Below are 16,737 nucleotides of genomic sequence, written 5' to 3'. Positions count from 1 at the left end.
TACGCGTGCTCATGCCGTACGCGGTGACGCGGGACACACTCCGAGGCATGACGCACATTCCGCCCCCGGCCGAGGAGTTGCGGCTCCTCGACGCCGAGCTGTTCCGGCTGGACGCCCGCCGGTCCCAGCTGCTGGCCCGCCGTGCCTGGCTGGTGTCCCAGCTGAGCCCGGTGCGGCCGATGCCCGCTTCCCCGCAGCCCCGCCAGGAGACGTCCGCGCCGAGTGTGCAGAACATCCTGCTGGTCCTCGGCGGGGTGCTGCTGACCATCGCGGCGACGGCGTTCACCGTGGTGAGCTGGGGTCATCTGGGCATCGCCGGGCGTGCGCTGGTGCTCGCCGTGGTGACCGCGGCCTCGCTCGCGGCGCCGCTGCCGCTGCTGCGGCGCGGTCTGCGGTCGACGGCGGAGTCGGTGGCGGGCCTCGGGCTGGCGCTGACGGTGCTGGACGCGTACGCGCTGCACCGGGTGGCGCTCGCGGACACGGACGGCGTCGGCTACGCGGCCGTCGCGTCGGCGGTCCTGGCGGTGCTCTGGGCGGCGTACGGATTCGGTGTCGCCCGCTGGTCGGACCCGGCCCTGCGGCTGCCGGTGCCCGCGGCCCTCGCGGTGGGCCAACTGCCGCTGCTGCTGTGGGCGGTGGCCGCGGACGCGGACCCGTATGTGATCACCGCGGCCCTGCTGGTGACGGCGGCCTGTGACACGGTCCTGGCGCTGCGCACGGCCGCGGGGACCGTGCGCGTAATGGCGCTGACGGGCGCGTTCGGCATGGGCGGCTGGGGTGTCCTGGCGGCCGGCTGGCTGGCGGCCACGGCCTCCACCCCGGCCATGGCCGCCCGTGCGGCCGCCCTGCTGGTGTTCGCCGCGGCGATCGCGCTGGGCGCGGCCTGGCGGTCCCCGAGGCAGGGCCTCGCGCTCGGTACGGCGGTGACGGCGGGCCTGCTGCTGGTGGCGGCGCTGGGCGCGGTGCCGCGCGTGGTGCTCCCGGCGCTGTGGACGGTCCCGGTCCATCTGGCCCTCGGCGTCGCGCTGTTGGCGGTCGTACGGGTCTCCCGGACGCCCGTGCCGGTGCGGCAGGGGGCAGTCTGGGCGTCGGGGGCCGTGCAGGCGCTGGCCGTGGTGTGGACGATGCCGGTGGTGGCGGTGACCCTGCTGGGTCCGGTGGGCCGGCTCGCCCGCGTGTGGTCGGGGGCGCCCGCGGACGCCCGGGCGGCAGTGACGGCCGATGCGCCGTGGCCCCCGGAGACGGCCCTGGTGCCACTGGTGCTGGGCGCGGTCGCCGCGGTGCTGGCACTGGCGGTGCGGGAGCCCGGCCTCGGTGCGCGGCTCTTCCGGCAGGCCGGCTTCGGGGAAGGTCTGCCGGACGGGGACGCCGTATGGCGCCCGCGGGTTCTGGACACCGCCCTGGGGCTGGTGTGGGCGGCGCTGCTCGTGCTGCCGGCGACGCTGGAGCTGCCGTACCTCGCGGGGCTGGCGCTGCCGGGCGCGCTGACGATCGCGCTGCTGCTGCGGGGCCGTCTCGTCCCGACCGTCCTGGCTCTGGTCACCTCGGCGGTCCTGGCGCTGCTGTCGCTGGCCACGGAGGCGGCCACGCTGACCGTGCTCGCGACGCTGACCGTCCTGTGCGCGGCTCTGGCCCGCCGGACCCTGCCGGCCGTGGCCGCGACGGTGTACGCGACCGCGCTGACCTGCGCGACGGGGGCGTCTCTGGGGTGGGAGCCGCGGTACATCGCCCTGCTGGTGCTGGCCGTCCCGGCCGCGGCGGCCCTGTACGCGCCGCGCGCCGAGGGTGCGACCCGGCTCGCGGTGGAGGTGGCGGGTGCGGTGTCCGGTCTGGTGGCGGTGGGCCTCGCGGTGACCCACCCGCCGATGCTGTCGCTGGTCCTGGCCCTGCTCGGAGTGATCGCCGCGGGCACGGCCGTACGTCCCGACCGGCGTTACGCCGGCTATGCGGCGGCGGGCCTGTTCGTGCTGGCCTCCTGGGTGCGGCTCGCGGCCTGGGAGGTCACCGACCCGGAGGCCTACACGCTGCCGGTCACGGTCGCCACCCTGCTCGTCGGCCGTCTCCGCCGGCGCCGTGACCCGCAGGTCTCGTCCTGGACGGCGTACGGCCCCGGCCTGGCCGTCACCCTGGTGCCCAGCCTGGTGGCGGCCTGGGCCGACCCGCACTGGCAGCGCCCCCTGCTGCTGGGCCTGGCCGCCCTCGCGGTGACGCTGCTGGGCGCGGGCAACAACCTCCAGGCACCCCTGGTCCTGGGCGGCTCGGTCCTCACCCTGGACGCCCTGCACGAACTGGCCCCCTACCTCGTCCAGGTCGCCGACGCCCTCCCCCGCTGGGTCCCGCCGGCCCTGGCAGGCCTGCTGCTGCTCGCGCTGGGGGCGACGTACGAACAGCGGCTGAGGGACGTACGCAGGATGCGGGACATGTTGCAGGGCATGCGCTGAGGTGGTCGGGGGCGCGGGGAACTGCGCGACCAGCCACACACGGGCGCGCAGTCCCCCACCGGCCGAAGCGACCGACTACGACGGCATCTTGTGCCCGAGAAGCGCGAGATTCTCGATGGCGGCGAGACCGTACAGCGCGGTGTCATTGCTCGACACCCACGCGGCCTCGCTGCCCGCCACCAGGGCGAGAGGCCCGGTGATCGGCTCGGTCTTCCAGGGCGAGGACTCCTTGTAGCCGTCGGAGTTGTAGAACTTGCTCCACGCGCGCGTGGCGAGCTTCTCGTCCCCGGTCTGCACAGCGGCGTATGCATCCAGGCGCGAGTGGCCCTGGAACAGGATCAGCGACCCGAAGTTGGAACCGTACCGCGCGGCCTGTTCCGTCTTGCTGGCGTTGAAGTAGCGGCAGTAGTCGAGGTACGCCTCCTTGAACTTCGGCATGTCGACGAGGTCGATGAGCTCGGCGCACAGTTCGTTGAGGCCGAACACGGCCGACAGGTGCGAGACGCCGACGACCGGCTGCTCGGCGACGGCGAACCGGCCCGTGTCGAGGTCGTAGAGGCCGGTGCCCTGCACGAAGCCGTTCGGCTGGGCGGCGATGGTCTCCATGGTGGACAGCACCCGCGCCTTGGCCTTCTCCCACTTCGGCCCCTTGCGCTCCCACTCGGTGAGCCACGCCGAGACCAGGCCGCTCCAGTCGGTGCCGAAGCCGATGGACAGCGCGTGCCGGTCGGGCGTGTAGGGCTCGGTGCGGATCTTGCGGATGGGGTCGAGGACGAGGAAGGTCTCGTCGGAGTCGACGTTGGCGTGCATGAGGTCGCCGACGCGCTCGTCCGCGGTGAGGAAGTAGTAGTAGCGGCGGTACGTGGTGTTGGCGATGCGCTGCTGCTTGGCGCTGTCGGCGTAGTGCTGGACGCCGTGCCGGGTGCCGAGGCCGGCCCATTTGCCGAGGTGGTAGACGTCGACCTCGCCGGTGTGGCGGGTCATGGCCTCGGCGAAGCGGAAGATGTCCGCGCGGCCGGAGCGCAGGTAGGCGAACCAGAGCCACAGGTCCGGCGAGAGCTCGGAGTTGTCCCAGGCGTAGCCGCCCACGTCGTAACGCCACTGGTGCCGGGCGTTGTCGTAGGTGTGCATGATGTCGCCGTAGTCCCAGAAGCCGTACCAACGGCGCTGCTCCACCTGGTCCTTGTAGTAGGTGAAGAGGAAGTCGAGGTGGTCCTCGATCTTGGCCTTGGCGGGGGTGGAGCGGTCGGGCTCGGAGTACAGGCCGGGGCCGAAGACGCCGGCCTTGATGAGCTGCTTGGGCGGGGCGGCGAGCTGGGGCAGGACCCGCACGGCCTCGACCTGCTGGGCGAGTTGGTCGGCCGTGGGCGTGGACGCGTTGGCCCAGAAGAGGAGTTCGGAGGTACGGGCGATGCCGTAGGGGGTGCCGAAGCCGGGCTCGTAGTCCTCGTAGGTGATGTTGAGGCCCTCGATCTGCTCGGGGTAGGTGTCCTGGCCCATGCCGTCGTGGTAGAAGCGCAGGTCCATCGGCTGGGCCTCGGGCGACCAGAGCCAGACGGTGACCTGGGCCTCGTCGGTGTGGGCGCCGCGGATGTCGAGCTGGGCGGGGAACTTCTCCCAGAAGTCGCGCAGCCCGAAGGAGAGGCCGCCGCTCGCGCCGCCGACGTAGGCGAAGCCCGAGGCGCGCCGGCCGCCGCCCGCGCCGATCCAGCCGTGGCCCTTCTTGGTGCGCTTGCGCACCGAGAAGCCGTCGGCGGAGAGCTGGGAGAGGGTGTAGTCGCCCCACTCGGGGATGTACTGCAGGCGGGTGGTGACGCGCTGGTCCCAGGTGGAGGGGTCGGGCAGCTTCCTGCCCTCGAACTGGGCGGCCTGGACGGCTGCTCCGGGGTCGCGGCGCAGGCCGGTGATGCCCTTGACGGCCTCGCGCAGCAGACCGGTGCCCTCGCCGCCGATGCGGATGTGGCGGTCGTAGGACTGGTCGCGCATCGGCACGGTGAAGCGGACGCCGATGCCGCGGATGAAGTCGCCGCTTGCCTTGCCGGGTTCCTGGGTGCCGTCGTAGGTGATGGTGTGCACCATGCGGAAGGACTCGGCGCCGGCGTAGAAGTAGAGCCGGACGGAGAAGGGCAGCCAACCGCGGTCGCCCTTGCGGTGCTTGCCGTCGATGCGGACGACCGCGCGGACGGGGCCGTCCTGTTCGACCTTGACCTCGTCGATGGCGCTGTCGAAGCGCTCGTACTTGACCGTGCCCTGGTCGCCGTCCTCGATCTCGGGCTGGCGCAGCAGGACGAGGCGGCCGTCCTTGGCTATCTCGGTGGAGCCGCGGGTGACGGACTTGACCAGGACCGAGCCGGACTTGCCGATCCTGGTGGTGACGACGCCGGTGGAGACGGTGATCGTGCCGCCGTTCTCGTCGACGGTGACCTGGTGCGCGGGGGCGGCGGGGGTTCCTGCGGCGAGGGTGAGCTTGCCGTCGCCGGAGCCGACCGCGTGGGCGGTCCACTTCAGGGAGCCGTCCGGCCAGTAGGCGATCGGCCAGGACTGCACGGGGACCGCTTTGCCGGCCTCGTCCGTGAGCGCGAAGGTCTGGTCGGCCTGGAAGGCGCCCTTGGGCCAGGGCACGCCGACCGTGGAGCCGGGTGCGGCGCCGAGGCCCCCGTCCTCCAGCCAGTTCAGGACGACCGGGTCGGCGTCGGCGGCCGCGGCGACGGGGGCCGCCTGGGCCTCCTGCCTGCCGAGGGCCCAGCTGAACTGGGCGGCGGCTCCGGCGACGGCGGCCGCCTTCAGGATGGACCTGCGGGGGATGGGGGACATGGCTTTCCTTTCCGTGCGGGTTCAAGGCTTGCCAAGGGCATGACAGAGGCAGGCGCGGCGCACGTGGCGCCGCCCTTGCTGTGGGCGGTGGTGCTTCAGCGGTGCCGGTACCGCTCCTCCACGGCGACGGCGGCCGCCGCGACGGCACCCAGGACGGGCACCGCCAGCGGGGCGATCAGCCAGCCGGAGCAGACGACGACCACCAGTCCTGCGACGATCAGGAAGGACCCGGCGGGATCGAGGACGGTGCGCCGGACCGCGGCGGCGAGCAGCGCCCGCCAGGCCGCGCCGGGTGTCCAGGTCGCCGCCGCGCGCATCCCGGCGACGGCGGCGGCGAGAAGCGCGAGCAGGCCGACCGCTCCGACCAGCGGTCCACCGGGAAGCCCGGCCCGCGCGGCCTGTACGTCCATCCATACGGCGGCCAGGGCGGCCCAGCCGGCGAGGCCCACGAGCCATGCCCCGCGCAGGGCCGCCCGGAAGTCGGCGGCGAACTCCTTGAGGCCACCGGCCTCATGGGCGATGCGGCGGCGCAGATGGCGGGCGCCCGCGGCGAACGCGGCCGGGTAGGTGACCACGCCGAGCGAGGCGACCGCGATCCACACACCGGTGAGCAGACACTCGGCGAAGACCCCGAACCGCTCGTTGAACACGGACTCCTTGCGGGCCTTCACCCGCATCTGCTGCGCCATGAGGCCGGCCTCAGCCCTTCAGTCCGGAGGTCGCCATACCGTCGATGAGGTACCGCTGGAAGGCCGCGAAGAAGGCGATGACCGGCACGAGCGCCACGAGCGACATCGCGATCATGCTGCCGTAGTTGGAGATGCCCTCCTGGTCGCGGAACATCATCAGGCCGAGCGAGACGGTGTACTTCTCAGGGGTGTTGAGGTAGATCAACGGCCCCATGAAGTCGTTCCAGGCGTTGATGAAGGTGAAGATGGCGCTGGTGATGATGGCGGGACGGCTCAGCGGCAGCACGATGGACCAGTAGGTCCGCAGATGCCCGCAGCCGTCGAGCTTGGCGGCCTCGTCCAGCTCACGCGGCAGCCCGCGCATGAACTGCACCATCAGGAAGACGAAGAACGCCTCCGTGGCCAGGAACTTGCCCGCGACGAGCGGCACCAGGGTGTCGGTGAGCTCCAGGTTCCTGAAGAGCACGTACTGCGGGATGAGCAGCACGTGGTACGGCAGCAGCAGCGTGCCGATCATCATCGTGAAGAGCAGGTTCCGCCCCGCGAACCGGATCTTGGCGAAGGCGTACGCGGTCAGCGAGCTGGACAGCACGACTCCGACGACGGCGAGGCACGCGTACATCAGCGAGTTCCCGAAGAAGGTGCTGATGGAGATGCCGGAGATACCGTCGGCCAGTCCGGAGAAGTTCTCCCAGACCGGCTCGGTGGGCAGCAGGTCGAGGCTGGCGATGATGTCCTTGCTCGGCTTGAACGAGGCACCGACCACCCAGATCACGGGGTACAGGACGACCGCGAGGACGGCGAGCGCGCCCACGTGCCAGGCGATCGATCCGGTGCGCCGCCGCTCGGCGGCGCCGCGCACGGCAGGTGTGGTGGCAGTGGTCACTTGGCGGCCTCCTCGTAGTGCACCCACTTCTTCTGCGACCAGAACAGGACCGCCGTGACGAGCGCCACCGCGACCACCAGCGTCCAGGCCATGGCGGAGGCGAAGCCCATCTGGGCCTCCTTGAAGCCCTTCTGGTAGAGGTAACAGGTGTAGACGAGCGTGGCGTCGGCCGGCCCGCACCGGGTGTCGGAGACGACGTACGCGGACCCGAACACCTGGAACGCGTGGATGGACTCCAGCAGCACGTTGAAGAACAGCACCGGGGAAATCATCGGCAGCGTGATGTTCCAGAACCGTCGCAGGGGCCCGGCCCCGTCCACCTCGGCGGCCTCGTACAGCTCCTGCGGGACCTGCTTCAGGCCGGCCAGGAAGATGACCATCGGGGCACCGAACTGCCAGATGCTCAGGGCCACCAGGGCGTAGAGGACGTAGTCGGGGTTGCCGATCCAGCCGCCGACGTCGAACCCGAAGACCTTCTGCGTACGGTCCACGACCGCGTCGTCCGAGAACAGCGCCCGCCATACGAAGCCCACGGAGACGCTGGCGCCGATCAGCGAGGGCATGTAGAACGCGGCCCGGTACAGGCCCTGGCCGCGCCGCTTCTGCGCGAGCAGCAGCGCCACGCCGAGCGCGAGCAGCAGCTTCAGCGGCGTGGCCACGACGACGTACTTCAGGGTGACCTCGACCGACTTCTGCCAGCGCGGGTCCTGGAACATCGTCGTGAAGTTGTCCAGCCCCACCCACTTCGGTGGCGTGAACAGGTTGTAGCTGGTGAACGCGTAGTACAGCGACGCGATCATCGGCCCCGCCGTGAGCAGCAGGAATCCCGCGATCCACGGCGACATGAAGAGATAGCCGGCGAGGTTCTCGCGGCGCCGCCCGCGCCGCCCCGCGGCGGGAGCGGCGGGCCGCTTCCCGGCCGGGCGCGCGGGCGCTTCCTTGACGAGCGTCATGGTGGTACGTCCCCTCAGCCCGCGAACGCGGCCTTGGCCTCGCTGAACAGCGCCTTGGCGGCGTCGGACGGCTTGGTCTTGCCCTGGGCGACCTCGCCGCCGAGACGCAGGAACGCCGACTCGATGACATCCGCTCCGGACGGGTGCGGGGTGATCTTCCCGAGCACGCCGGCCGCGGCGACCTCCTCCTCGTACGCCTTGACGCCCTTGTTGTTGTCGTCGGTGGGCGTGAACGCCTCGTACTGCTCGGTCGTGGCGAGGATGCCGCGGTCGTAGCCCATGATCTTGCCGACCTCGGGGTCGTGGACCATGAAGTCGATGAACTGGGCGACCTCCTTGGGGTGCTCGGTCCCGGAGAAGGCGCTGAGCATCAGCGAGCCGAGGTACTGGCCGGTGTCCTTGCCGTTGCTGGTGGGGATCGGCGCGAGACCGTAGTCCGACTCGCCCTCACCCTCGTAACGGATGGAGAAGTTGTCCCACGTGAACTCCGAGGCGGCGAGCCCGGCCGAGAGACCGGACTTGGGCGCGACCTGCTCGATCTTCTTGGGGTCGGCGACGAGCCCGGAGCGTACGCGCTTGTAGCCGTCCTCCCACCACTGCGTCAGATCGTCCTCGGTGAAACCGAGTTCGGTGTCGGTGAAGAAGGCCTTGCCGTTCTGACGGAGATACAGGTCGTAGAGGTACATGATGGTGAAGTAGCCGGTGTCACCGGCGATCTTCAGCTTGTCCTGGATCGTCTGCAGCGCGTCGAAGTACTCGTTCCAGGTCCAGCCGAACTTCGGCTCCACGCCTGCCTTCTGGAAAGCCTTGCGGTCGATGACGAGCGCCATGGTGTTGGCGCCGACGGGAATGCCGATCTGCTTGCCGTCGACCTGACCGTTCGCCAGAACACCGTTGCGGAAGTTCTCCAGGTTCAGATTCCCCTCGTCCGCCTGGGACTTGAGGTCCATGAGAACACCGCGCTTGTCGTACTTCCGCAGGAAGCCGACCGCATTCTGGAAAACGTCCGGCGGATTTCCACCGGAGGCCTGGGTCTGGAACTTCTCCCAGAACGCCGCGTAATCGGTGAATTCAGGCTTGATCTTGATCTTCGGGTACTTCTTCTCGAAGAGGGCGATGGTCTTCTTGATGGCGATGGTGCGCGGCTCGCCGCCCCACCACGCGTAACGGAGTGTCACCGTCCCATCGGCGGAGGCCCCTCCGCCGCCACCGCAACCGGTGGTCGCGGCCAGCCCCAGCGTCGCCGCGGAAGCCCCGGCCACCTTCAGGATCGTGCGCCTCTCAATGTTGCCCGTGCCCACAGCGAACCCCTCCCCGCAGCGTCGTTGCCGCATCATGAATCGTTTCAAGTAAGCGCTTGCCGGGACAAGTTACGGAGGGGCTCGGGGTGCGTCAATGATTCGGACAGGAATTTCTTCCTGATCGGCTCGTCGGTCGAGGGGCTCGGTGGGGTGAGGTGGTCGCGGCGAGCGTCCGTTGTTGCAGGTGAGCGGGGTGGGTTCGGGGAGTCGAACGGGGGTGGGCCTGTCGTACGGGGGTTGGTTGCGGCTGGATTTCGTCCCGGGGTGTGGACGGGGTGGGGGTGGGGTTGGGGATGTCTTGGGGGTGCGGGCGTGACGGGAAGGGCTCCTGGATGGGGTGTGGGTCTGGGGCGCCCCTCGGTTCGAGCGCGGGGGTGAGTGTGAGGTCAGGGGCGTCGACGGAGGCGTGGAAGGCGGGGCGGGGGTGCGGGATGGTTCGGGGGTGCGGTGCGCTGGTGGAGGGCGCGGGGCATGAGGCGTCCGCCTGGCCGCCTGAGCTCACGGCGGTCCCGGGGGAAGGCCTACGTGGTCGCGGGCGGGCCGGCTGGAGGGTGTGGGCTCGCCTCCAGGGGGCGGCGGGGCGGACGCACCTGCGGGCGGGCCGGCTGGAGGATGTGGGCGCGCCCCGGGGGCTGCTGGGGGGTGCGCACCCTCAGGGCGGCGAGTGCGAGGTCAGGGGGCCGTTCGGGGATACGGGTCGCCTCGGCGAGGAGGTGCGAGGTCACGCCTCGGGGGGCGGGGTTCGCCATGGCGCCGAGGCGTGCACTCCGAGGTTGCGGCGCCTCTTAGGAACGGCGCTAGGCGGTGGTGCCACGGAGGCAGACGGCCAGGTCACGGCGCCTGGGAAGGGCGTGAGCGGCTCTGCGGAAGGGCGTGGGGGCTGGGTGGGCCTGGTGAGGGCGTGAGCCACTCTGGAGATCGGCGCGGAGGCATGGCCTTGAAGGCGCTCGGGACACGGCACCTTCGGTGGGAAGGCGCGCAGCACAGCGGCCGATGGGGGCGCATCGGTCGGGCCGCGGAGGAATGTTCTGCTCAGCGCCCAGAGGGGGCTGAGGCGGCCGCCGACGCCTCAGCCGAGGGCGAGGAGCCCGGGCGCCCTCTGGAGCGGCTAGCGGGGCGTGAGCGCCCCGCTGGGGCAGCGGTACGAGGCCATGGTCTTGGGTGCGCATGGCGCCTCGGCGGGAAGGCCCAAACCACAGAGCCCTTTGGGCAGCGCGCGGCTCGTGACGCCCTGGAATTGAAAACACCCAGGTCACAGCGTCCCGGAGCAGGCAGGCGCAGCCACCAGCGCTCGCCCCGGAGCGAGAGCCCAGTCCCAGGCGCAGCGAACGGGCGCGAGCCTCTGAGACGCAGGTGCCAGGCCGGAACCTAGGCGCGCGCGGGAAGCCTCGACGGAAGAGCACGAGGCCCCAGTTCCCTGGGGGAAGCAACCCGGCCAGGCCTCGGCCGGAACGCCACAGGTCACAGTTCCTCGAAGTCAGGTGCGCCAAGCCACGGCACCCCCCTCCGCCGGAAGCACGCTCGACCAGGGCACCTCAGCCGAGGGCCGAGGTCAGAGCAACCTCCCCGAAGGCTTCAACTGCGACACGGCACCCCCGTGGGAACACACCACGTCACGGGTCCCGGAGGGACGCGCTACCTCATGGCGCCTGTCGGAAGCGCCGGGGGCGCCCCGATGGAAGTACCCCCGCTCGCCGGAAGTACCCCCGCTCGCCCAGGCCCCTCGGCCGACAACACACCCAGCCACAGGCGCCGCCTCAGCTCAAAGCACCTGTCCCGGCGAAAGTGCCCTCGCCAGGGCACCCCGACCCGAAAGACCGAGATCAGACCAGCGCCCCCGAAGCCGCACCACCTCACGGCACTCCACAGGAACGCCCGAAGCGGACCCGGGCACCTCGATCCGTACGGGCCGGCATACGCCGACGGCCCGTCTGCTCTGTGCAGACGGGCCGTCGGTCCGGGTGGGCGATACTGGGTTCGAACCAGTGACCTCTTCGGTGTGAACGAAGCGCTCTCCCACTGAGCTAATCGCCCGGGCGCAGGAAGAACATTACCCCATGTCAGGGGGTGCCTGTGACCACCCCTGGCCGGCCCTGCGCCCGCTCCCGGCTCACTGGTCCTTGATCTTCCACGGCATCACGAGGCCGAACTTCCAGAGATAGAACCCGGCCAGGGCTCCGATGATCACCAGGCCGATGCTCGTCAGGATGATGTTGCGCTTGCGGACCTTGGGGTCGAGGGCCCGCTGCGCGGCCTCGGTCACCTTCCGCTTGGTCCAGCGCAGCACCAGCTGGGCCCACACGAACTCGGTCGCCCAGATCGCCATGCCGCCGAAGATCACGACCCAGCCGGGACCGGGCAACGGCAGCATGATGATGCCGGCCGCCACCACCGCAAGGCCGACCACGAAGACGCCCACCTGCCAGCTCAGATGCAGGGCCCGGCTGGCCTTGATGAACTCCGGAGCCCTGGAGCCGAGCGCGCGCTCGAGCTTGCTCCCGTCCGCTTTCGTATCGTCCACCGTCACACCGTCCGCCGCCATGGCCACTGCCTCGCCCGGCCCGTCACTCCCCGTATTCATGGCACCAAACCTACCGGACCGATTCCGGTCACCGTAATGGCCGTACTCTCCGAAGCCCCCCTCGGCCGGAAGAGTTACGTAAAGACATGCAAAACACTCAGAGGGGTTTACAACGGCACCGTAGGTGGCATGTCGATTTCGCCGACGTGCGAATCCCCGAGCGCACACTGAGCGAAAGGCCCTGGCGCTTATGAACACCACGGTCAGCTGCGAGCTGCACCTGCGCCTCGTTGTGTCGAGCGAGTCCTCCCTGCCTGTCCCCGCAGGCCTGCGGTACGACACGGCCGACCCCTACGCCGTGCACGCCACCTTCCACACCGGAGCCGAGGAGACCGTCGAGTGGGTCTTCGCCCGCGACCTCCTCGCCGAGGGCCTGCACCGGCCCACGGGAACCGGCGACGTCCGTGTCTGGCCGTCGCGCAGTCACGGTCAGGGCGTCGTGTGCATCGCCCTGAGCTCCCCGGAGGGGGAGGCACTGCTCGAGGCCCCGGCGCGGGCCCTGGAGTCGTTCCTGAAGCGGACGGACGCCGCCGTTCCGCCCGGCACCGAGCACCGGCACTTCGACCTCGATCAGGAGCTCTCGCACATCCTGGCCGAGAGCTAGGCGAGCTCCTCACAGACCGCCCGGCGCCGTCCACTCGGGGAGACGGCTCGGGCTACGACAACCGCATACGGCACACACCGGCGTCGTCGCCGCGGTCCAGCACCGCGGGGTCGGCGCCGGTTGCTTGCGGTGACCGTGCGTGACGGGGGCCGCGGCGATGCGTCCCCTGCGCCGGGAACGTCACGGAGGCCGCGCGCGTTGTACGGGCACCGCGAGCGGTTGCGCGCGGAGGCGAGGCCCTCTCGGTGCGGCCCGGAGCCACTACCATCGGCCAGCATCGGCGGGCGCCCGCCCGACCCCCCAGGCCAGGGAGAGCGAAACGTGCTGATCACCCACGACACCCGGTGCGCCCTCGACACTGTGGTGGATCTGGTGAACACCGCACCCGAGGACGAGACCCCCGAGGGGCTCCCCGACGTGGCGGCGCTCGAGAAGTTCGTGCGCAGCCACAAGGTCAGCGACATCGGAGCGCTCTCGGAGTTCGACCTCGCCGCGGTGCGCAAGATCCGCGGGCGGTTCGCCGCGATCTTCGCGGCCTCCGACCCCCGCGCCGCCGCCGGCGCGATCAACGAGCTGGTCGCCGCCGCGGGCACCACCCCCCGCCTCACGGACCACGACGGCTACGACTGGCACGTGCACTACTTCGCCCCCGGTGCCTCCCTCTCCGACCACCTCGCGGCCGACTGCGGCATGGCGCTCGCCTTCTTCGTGGTCGCCGGTGAGCAGGAGCGGCTGCGGCGCTGCGAGGCCCCCGACTGCCGGCGCGCCTTCGTCGACCTCTCCCGCAATCGCTCCCGGCGTTACTGCGACAGCCGCACCTGCGGCAACCGGCTGCACGTCGCCGCCTACCGGGCCCGCCGCAAGGAGGCCGCCGGCTGAGCCCTGCCGACAGGTCGCCGGTCGAATGCCGTCGTCGTCCCCGGCGGGTGACGCCGGGGACCACGGGTACGGCTCACAGCAACAGCAGGTCGTGCAGCGCGGCCATGAGCAGCAGACTCCCGATCACCGCAAGGAAGATCATCAGCGGTGGCTGGGAAAGGGCGAAGAGGCATCCGCGCGGCTCGTCCTTCGGCGGCGCGGCATCGCTCTGTGTCGTGTCCAGCATCTCGCGGGCGATGATGGCGCAATCGGCACCCTTGACGCGCTCAACACGCCCGAATTGCGCGGTAGTTCGCCGGATTCCGTGAAGTGTGGGCGTGCGCGGGGTCGGCCGAAGCCCGGCGTGTCGCACATACGGTCGGCTGGTTCGATTCAGTCGACGGCGTCGACTGAATCGAACCAGCCGAGCCGAGGGTCGCCTCGGTAGGACCCGGGTGACCGCGTCACGCCGCGGCCGGGGTTCATATGCCGTGCTTCTTGAGGATCGCCTCGATGTCGCTGAAGTCCTCGGAGCCGCCTCGGGTGGTGGTCTGGGGGCGGGGCGCGGTGCGTGCGGTCGGGCCGAGGGAAGGGGCCGAGGCCTGCGGGGCGACGGCCTCACGCTGGGCGGCGGCCGCTGCCGCGCGGCGCTCCTTGCGCGTGCCGCCCCGGCGCTTCTCGACCGCGCGTGTCACGGCGAACAGCGCCCAGGCCACGCCCAGCACGCCGAAGCCGGCCCAGGCCGTCGGGCTGAAGGCGGTGTCGACGACCCAGTCGACCACGCCGGTCATCGCCAGGCCGAGCGGCACGAGGGCGTAGGCCGCAATGCGGGCTGCCGCCAGGAAGCGGCGGCGGTACGCGGTGACCGCGGCGATGCCGAGGCCGGCCGCGGCGACGGCTGAACACACGGTCTCGGCAATCATCCGGTCCTCCAGGCGACACTCGGTCGGGCAAGCGGTTCGTCCCCTCCATCGTGCACCTCCCGCCCCCGGCCCGGCCATCTTCCGGCCGGACATCAGGGACATCTCCGGGTCGGCTCCTCCGCGAGTCGGGGTCGGCGTCCGGGACGCCCCCAGCTCTCCGTCCGGGACGCGCCTCTCGTCCCTCCGGTCGCCCCCGCACGCGTCGCACGCGTCGCCCGCGTCGTCCGCGCCGTCCGCGCCGCCCCCCTCCCCTGCGGATCGCGCCCTTCCCCCACTCGACGCCCCACCGCCTACCCCCCCCCGGCCCGATTGGGTCCGCTCCCTCGCGGCTGGGAGAATGGCCCCATGAGCGACACCTCCTCCGCGGCCACGCGTCCCACGACCCTTGTTCTCGACTTCTGGTGCGATCTGCAGTGCCCGGACTGCCGTACCGCGCTGGACGACCTCCGCGCCCTTCGCGCCCGTTACGGCGACCGTCTCGAGGTGCGGCTGCGGCACTTCCCGCTGGAGAAGAACAAGCACGCCTTCGCCACCGCGCAGGCCGCCGAGGAGGCCACCGAGCAGGGGCAGGGCTGGCCGTACGTCGAGGCGGTGCTGGGCCGCGTCGAGGAACTGGGCCGCAAGGGCGAGGCCTTCCTCGTCGAGGTGGCGCGCGAACTCGGCCTGGACGCCGGGGAATTCGACACCGCGCTGATCGACGGCCGGCACATCCTGATCGTCGACGCCGACCAGGCGGAGGGCAAGGCGATCGGTGTCACCGGCACGCCGACCTACGTCATCGGCGGGGAGCGCCTCGACGGCGGCAAGAGCCAGGAGGGCCTGCGCGAGCGCATCGAGGAGATCGCGGACCGCCTCCTGGCCGAGCAGCAGGGCTGAGCGACAGCCGAGCGACACCCAAGCGAACGGCCACCCTCCGGAACCGCCCGCCAAGCCCCTGGACAGGCCCTCACCCCCGACAGCCGGCCCAACCCCGACGGACCGCCCTCACAGCAGCGGCTTGTACATCGCGTACCCCACCGTCCGGTACCCGAGGGACTCGTACAGCCGCTCCGCCGGGGTGTTGCCGGCGAACACGTTGAGGCCGACGACCCGCTTGCCCGCGGCCGCCGCCTGGGACTCGGCGAGGAGCATCAGGGAGCGGCCGTGGCCACGGCCCCGGAAGCGGGCGTCGGTCTCGACGTCGTAGACGTAGGCACGGTCGGTGTCGAGGGCCAGCCAGAGCGTGCCGACGGGGGTGCCCTCGTGTTCCAGGACGCTCAGCAGCACGCCAGGGGTGTCGGTACCGTGCGGAAGGGCGTTGGCGTGGTCGCGGCGGGCCTTGGCCCAGGCCTCTTCCTCGGGGACCCCGCGGGAGATCCACTCGCGGGCGTAGTGGGCCATGCCCTGTTCGTTCCAGGGCCCGAACTCGGCCTCGGTCATCGGCCGGGCCCGGCTGCCCTCGGGCAGGGTCGGCGGGGTGCTGCCGAGGTGTTTCTCCATGCCGCGGTTGCGGTGGACGTATCCGAGGGCCGTGACGAGCCGGAGCAGGTCCTGGGCCTCGGCGGGCACGGAGACTTCGATGCGGACGCAGCCCCAGCCGCGGGCCACCTCCTCCGCGGCGAGCGCCGCCACGGTGCCCCGGCCGCGCCCGCGGTCGGGTTCCGCGATGCGCAGGTCGCGGATCTGCGCGACGGCGGGCCCGAACACGGGGTGGGTGGTCAGGTGTATCGCGCCGACGGGACGGCTGTTCACGCACACGTTGAAGTGGCGTGACAGAGCCCCGTCGGCGGCGCGCTGAAGCGGCTCGGTCGGCCGCAGGGTCGTGGTCATCACGGGTGTTCTACCCGCCGACGCGCCCTGCGGCAGCTGGATTTCACACCAGCTCTACGGGTCGAGGTCGTCGCCCGCGCGCTCGTCGAAGATCCGCATGGCCTTGGCCGTCACCGGGCCGGGCCTGCCGGGCAGTTCGCGGTCGTCGACGCGGTGCACGGCCTGGATGTCGCGGAGGGTGGAGGTGAGGAACACCTCGTCGGCCCGCTCCAGGACGTCCAGCGGCAGGTCGGTCTCCTTGGCGCCGGTCCACTCCACGGCCAGTTCACGGGTGATGCCGGCGAGGCAGCCGGAGGCGAGCGGCGGGGTGTGGATCTCGCCGTCCAGGACGACGAACACGTTGGAGCCGGTGCCCTCGCAGAGCTGTCCGACGGTGTTGGCGAACAGCGCCTCGGAGGCGCCGTGCTCGTGGGCGCGGGCGAGGGCGACGACGTTCTCGGCGTACGAGGTGGTCTTCAGGCCGGTGAGCGCGCCGCGTTCGTTGCGGGTCCAGGGCACGGTGATCGCGGCGGTGGTGTCGGGGCGGCGGGTGGTCTCGCCGAGGGCCACGACCAGGGTGGGGCCGTGCTCGCCGCGGTCGGAGCCGAGCGGGCCGTGGCCGCCGGTGTAGGTGACGCGGAGCCGGCCGAGCGGCATCGGGTTGGCCTCGATGACGGCGGCGCAGGCGCGGCGCACCTCGTCGAGGTCGGGGTCGGGCAGGCCGAGGCCGCGGGCGGAGCGGGTGAGCCGGGCGAGGTGCCGGGTCAGGGCGAAGGTACGGCCCTCGGTCACCTTCATCGTCTCGAAGATGCCGTCGCCGACGGTCAGCCCGTGGTCGAAGACGGATACGCGGGCGGACTCGATGTCCTGCAGCCCGCCGTCCAGCCAGATCTTCACTT

General features: G+C 71.4%; 14 protein-coding genes and 1 tRNA gene. 4 read left to right on the top strand and 11 right to left on the bottom strand.

Going from position 1 to position 16,737, the window contains the following annotated elements:
• Positions 1 to 47 precede the first annotated feature (47 nt).
• Entirely contained in the window at positions 48 to 2,441 is a 2,394-nt protein-coding gene (locus ACIQ6Y_RS28740; RefSeq protein ID WP_404043056.1) for an SCO7613 C-terminal domain-containing membrane protein, read from the top strand.
• Between the two features lie 75 nt (positions 2,442 to 2,516).
• Here the strand turns inward: ACIQ6Y_RS28740 and ACIQ6Y_RS28735 are convergent, their stop codons facing one another.
• From ACIQ6Y_RS28735 to ACIQ6Y_RS28705, 7 genes are all read right to left on the bottom strand, one after another.
• The gene (locus tag ACIQ6Y_RS28735; RefSeq protein ID WP_404043054.1) at positions 2,517 to 5,255 is read right to left on the bottom strand and encodes a Tat pathway signal sequence domain protein; all 2,739 of its coding nucleotides are present in this window, start codon (positions 5,253 to 5,255) and stop codon (positions 2,517 to 2,519) included.
• Between the two features lie 95 nt (positions 5,256 to 5,350).
• On the bottom strand, positions 5,351 to 5,944 hold the full coding sequence (locus tag ACIQ6Y_RS28730; protein ID WP_404043052.1) for a hypothetical protein: 594 nt from the start codon (positions 5,942 to 5,944) through the stop codon (positions 5,351 to 5,353).
• A gap of 10 nt (positions 5,945 to 5,954) precedes the next feature.
• On the bottom strand, positions 5,955 to 6,830 hold the full coding sequence (locus ACIQ6Y_RS28725) for a carbohydrate ABC transporter permease (RefSeq protein ID WP_404043051.1): 876 nt from the start codon (positions 6,828 to 6,830) through the stop codon (positions 5,955 to 5,957).
• Positions 6,827 to 7,783 (bottom strand): carbohydrate ABC transporter permease, encoded by a 957-nt coding sequence (locus ACIQ6Y_RS28720; RefSeq protein WP_404043049.1) that lies wholly within the window; start codon positions 7,781 to 7,783, stop codon positions 6,827 to 6,829. Before ACIQ6Y_RS28720 ends, ACIQ6Y_RS28725 begins: the two co-directional genes overlap by 4 nt.
• 14 nt (positions 7,784 to 7,797) lie before the next feature.
• Positions 7,798 to 9,084 carry an ABC transporter substrate-binding protein gene (locus ACIQ6Y_RS28715; protein ID WP_404043047.1) on the bottom strand — a complete coding sequence of 429 codons (1,287 nt, stop codon included), beginning with the start codon at positions 9,082 to 9,084 and terminating at the stop codon, positions 7,798 to 7,800.
• A 1,962-nt stretch (positions 9,085 to 11,046) separates the two neighbouring features.
• A tRNA-Val gene (locus ACIQ6Y_RS28710) sits at positions 11,047 to 11,118 on the bottom strand.
• 76 nt (positions 11,119 to 11,194) lie between these two features.
• A complete protein-coding gene (locus ACIQ6Y_RS28705) occupies positions 11,195 to 11,665 on the bottom strand; it encodes a TIGR02611 family protein (protein ID WP_404043045.1) in 471 nt (156 codons plus the stop codon).
• Between the two features lie 190 nt (positions 11,666 to 11,855).
• Here ACIQ6Y_RS28705 and ACIQ6Y_RS28700 point away from each other — a divergent pair, with 190 nt between their 5' ends.
• Both ACIQ6Y_RS28700 and ACIQ6Y_RS28695 read left to right on the top strand, forming a co-directional pair.
• Positions 11,856 to 12,269, top strand: a complete 414-nt coding sequence (locus ACIQ6Y_RS28700) for an SsgA family sporulation/cell division regulator (RefSeq protein WP_004002642.1) — start codon at positions 11,856 to 11,858, stop codon at positions 12,267 to 12,269.
• Between the two features lie 321 nt (positions 12,270 to 12,590).
• Positions 12,591 to 13,148 carry a CGNR zinc finger domain-containing protein gene (locus tag ACIQ6Y_RS28695; RefSeq protein WP_404043043.1) on the top strand — a complete coding sequence of 186 codons (558 nt, stop codon included), beginning with the start codon at positions 12,591 to 12,593 and terminating at the stop codon, positions 13,146 to 13,148.
• A 73-nt stretch (positions 13,149 to 13,221) separates the two neighbouring features.
• Here the strand turns inward: ACIQ6Y_RS28695 and ACIQ6Y_RS28690 are convergent, their stop codons facing one another.
• Positions 13,222 to 13,374 carry a hypothetical protein gene (locus tag ACIQ6Y_RS28690; RefSeq protein ID WP_356689695.1) on the bottom strand — a complete coding sequence of 51 codons (153 nt, stop codon included), beginning with the start codon at positions 13,372 to 13,374 and terminating at the stop codon, positions 13,222 to 13,224.
• A gap of 235 nt (positions 13,375 to 13,609) precedes the next feature.
• The gene (locus tag ACIQ6Y_RS28685; protein WP_404043041.1) at positions 13,610 to 14,050 is read right to left on the bottom strand and encodes a hypothetical protein; all 441 of its coding nucleotides are present in this window, start codon (positions 14,048 to 14,050) and stop codon (positions 13,610 to 13,612) included.
• Between the two features lie 345 nt (positions 14,051 to 14,395).
• Here ACIQ6Y_RS28685 and ACIQ6Y_RS28680 point away from each other — a divergent pair, with 345 nt between their 5' ends.
• Complete coding sequence (locus ACIQ6Y_RS28680; protein ID WP_404043039.1) at positions 14,396 to 14,926, top strand: DsbA family protein; 531 nt, start codon at positions 14,396 to 14,398, stop codon at positions 14,924 to 14,926.
• Positions 14,927 to 15,034: 108 nt separating this feature from the next.
• Here ACIQ6Y_RS28680 and ACIQ6Y_RS28675 read toward each other — a convergent pair whose 3' ends face one another.
• On the bottom strand, positions 15,035 to 15,859 hold the full coding sequence (locus ACIQ6Y_RS28675) for a GNAT family N-acetyltransferase (RefSeq protein WP_404043037.1): 825 nt from the start codon (positions 15,857 to 15,859) through the stop codon (positions 15,035 to 15,037).
• Positions 15,860 to 15,913: 54 nt separating this feature from the next.
• Entirely contained in the window at positions 15,914 to 16,735 is an 822-nt protein-coding gene (locus ACIQ6Y_RS28670; RefSeq protein WP_404043035.1) for an aminotransferase class IV, read from the bottom strand.
• Positions 16,736 to 16,737: the final 2 nt, after the last annotated feature.

Origin of the sequence: Streptomyces sp. NPDC096205 (assembly GCF_044763135.1) — a bacterium.
Lineage (GTDB): Bacteria > Actinomycetota > Actinomycetes > Streptomycetales > Streptomycetaceae > Streptomyces.
This window is presented reverse-complemented; position numbering and strand designations above follow the sequence as displayed.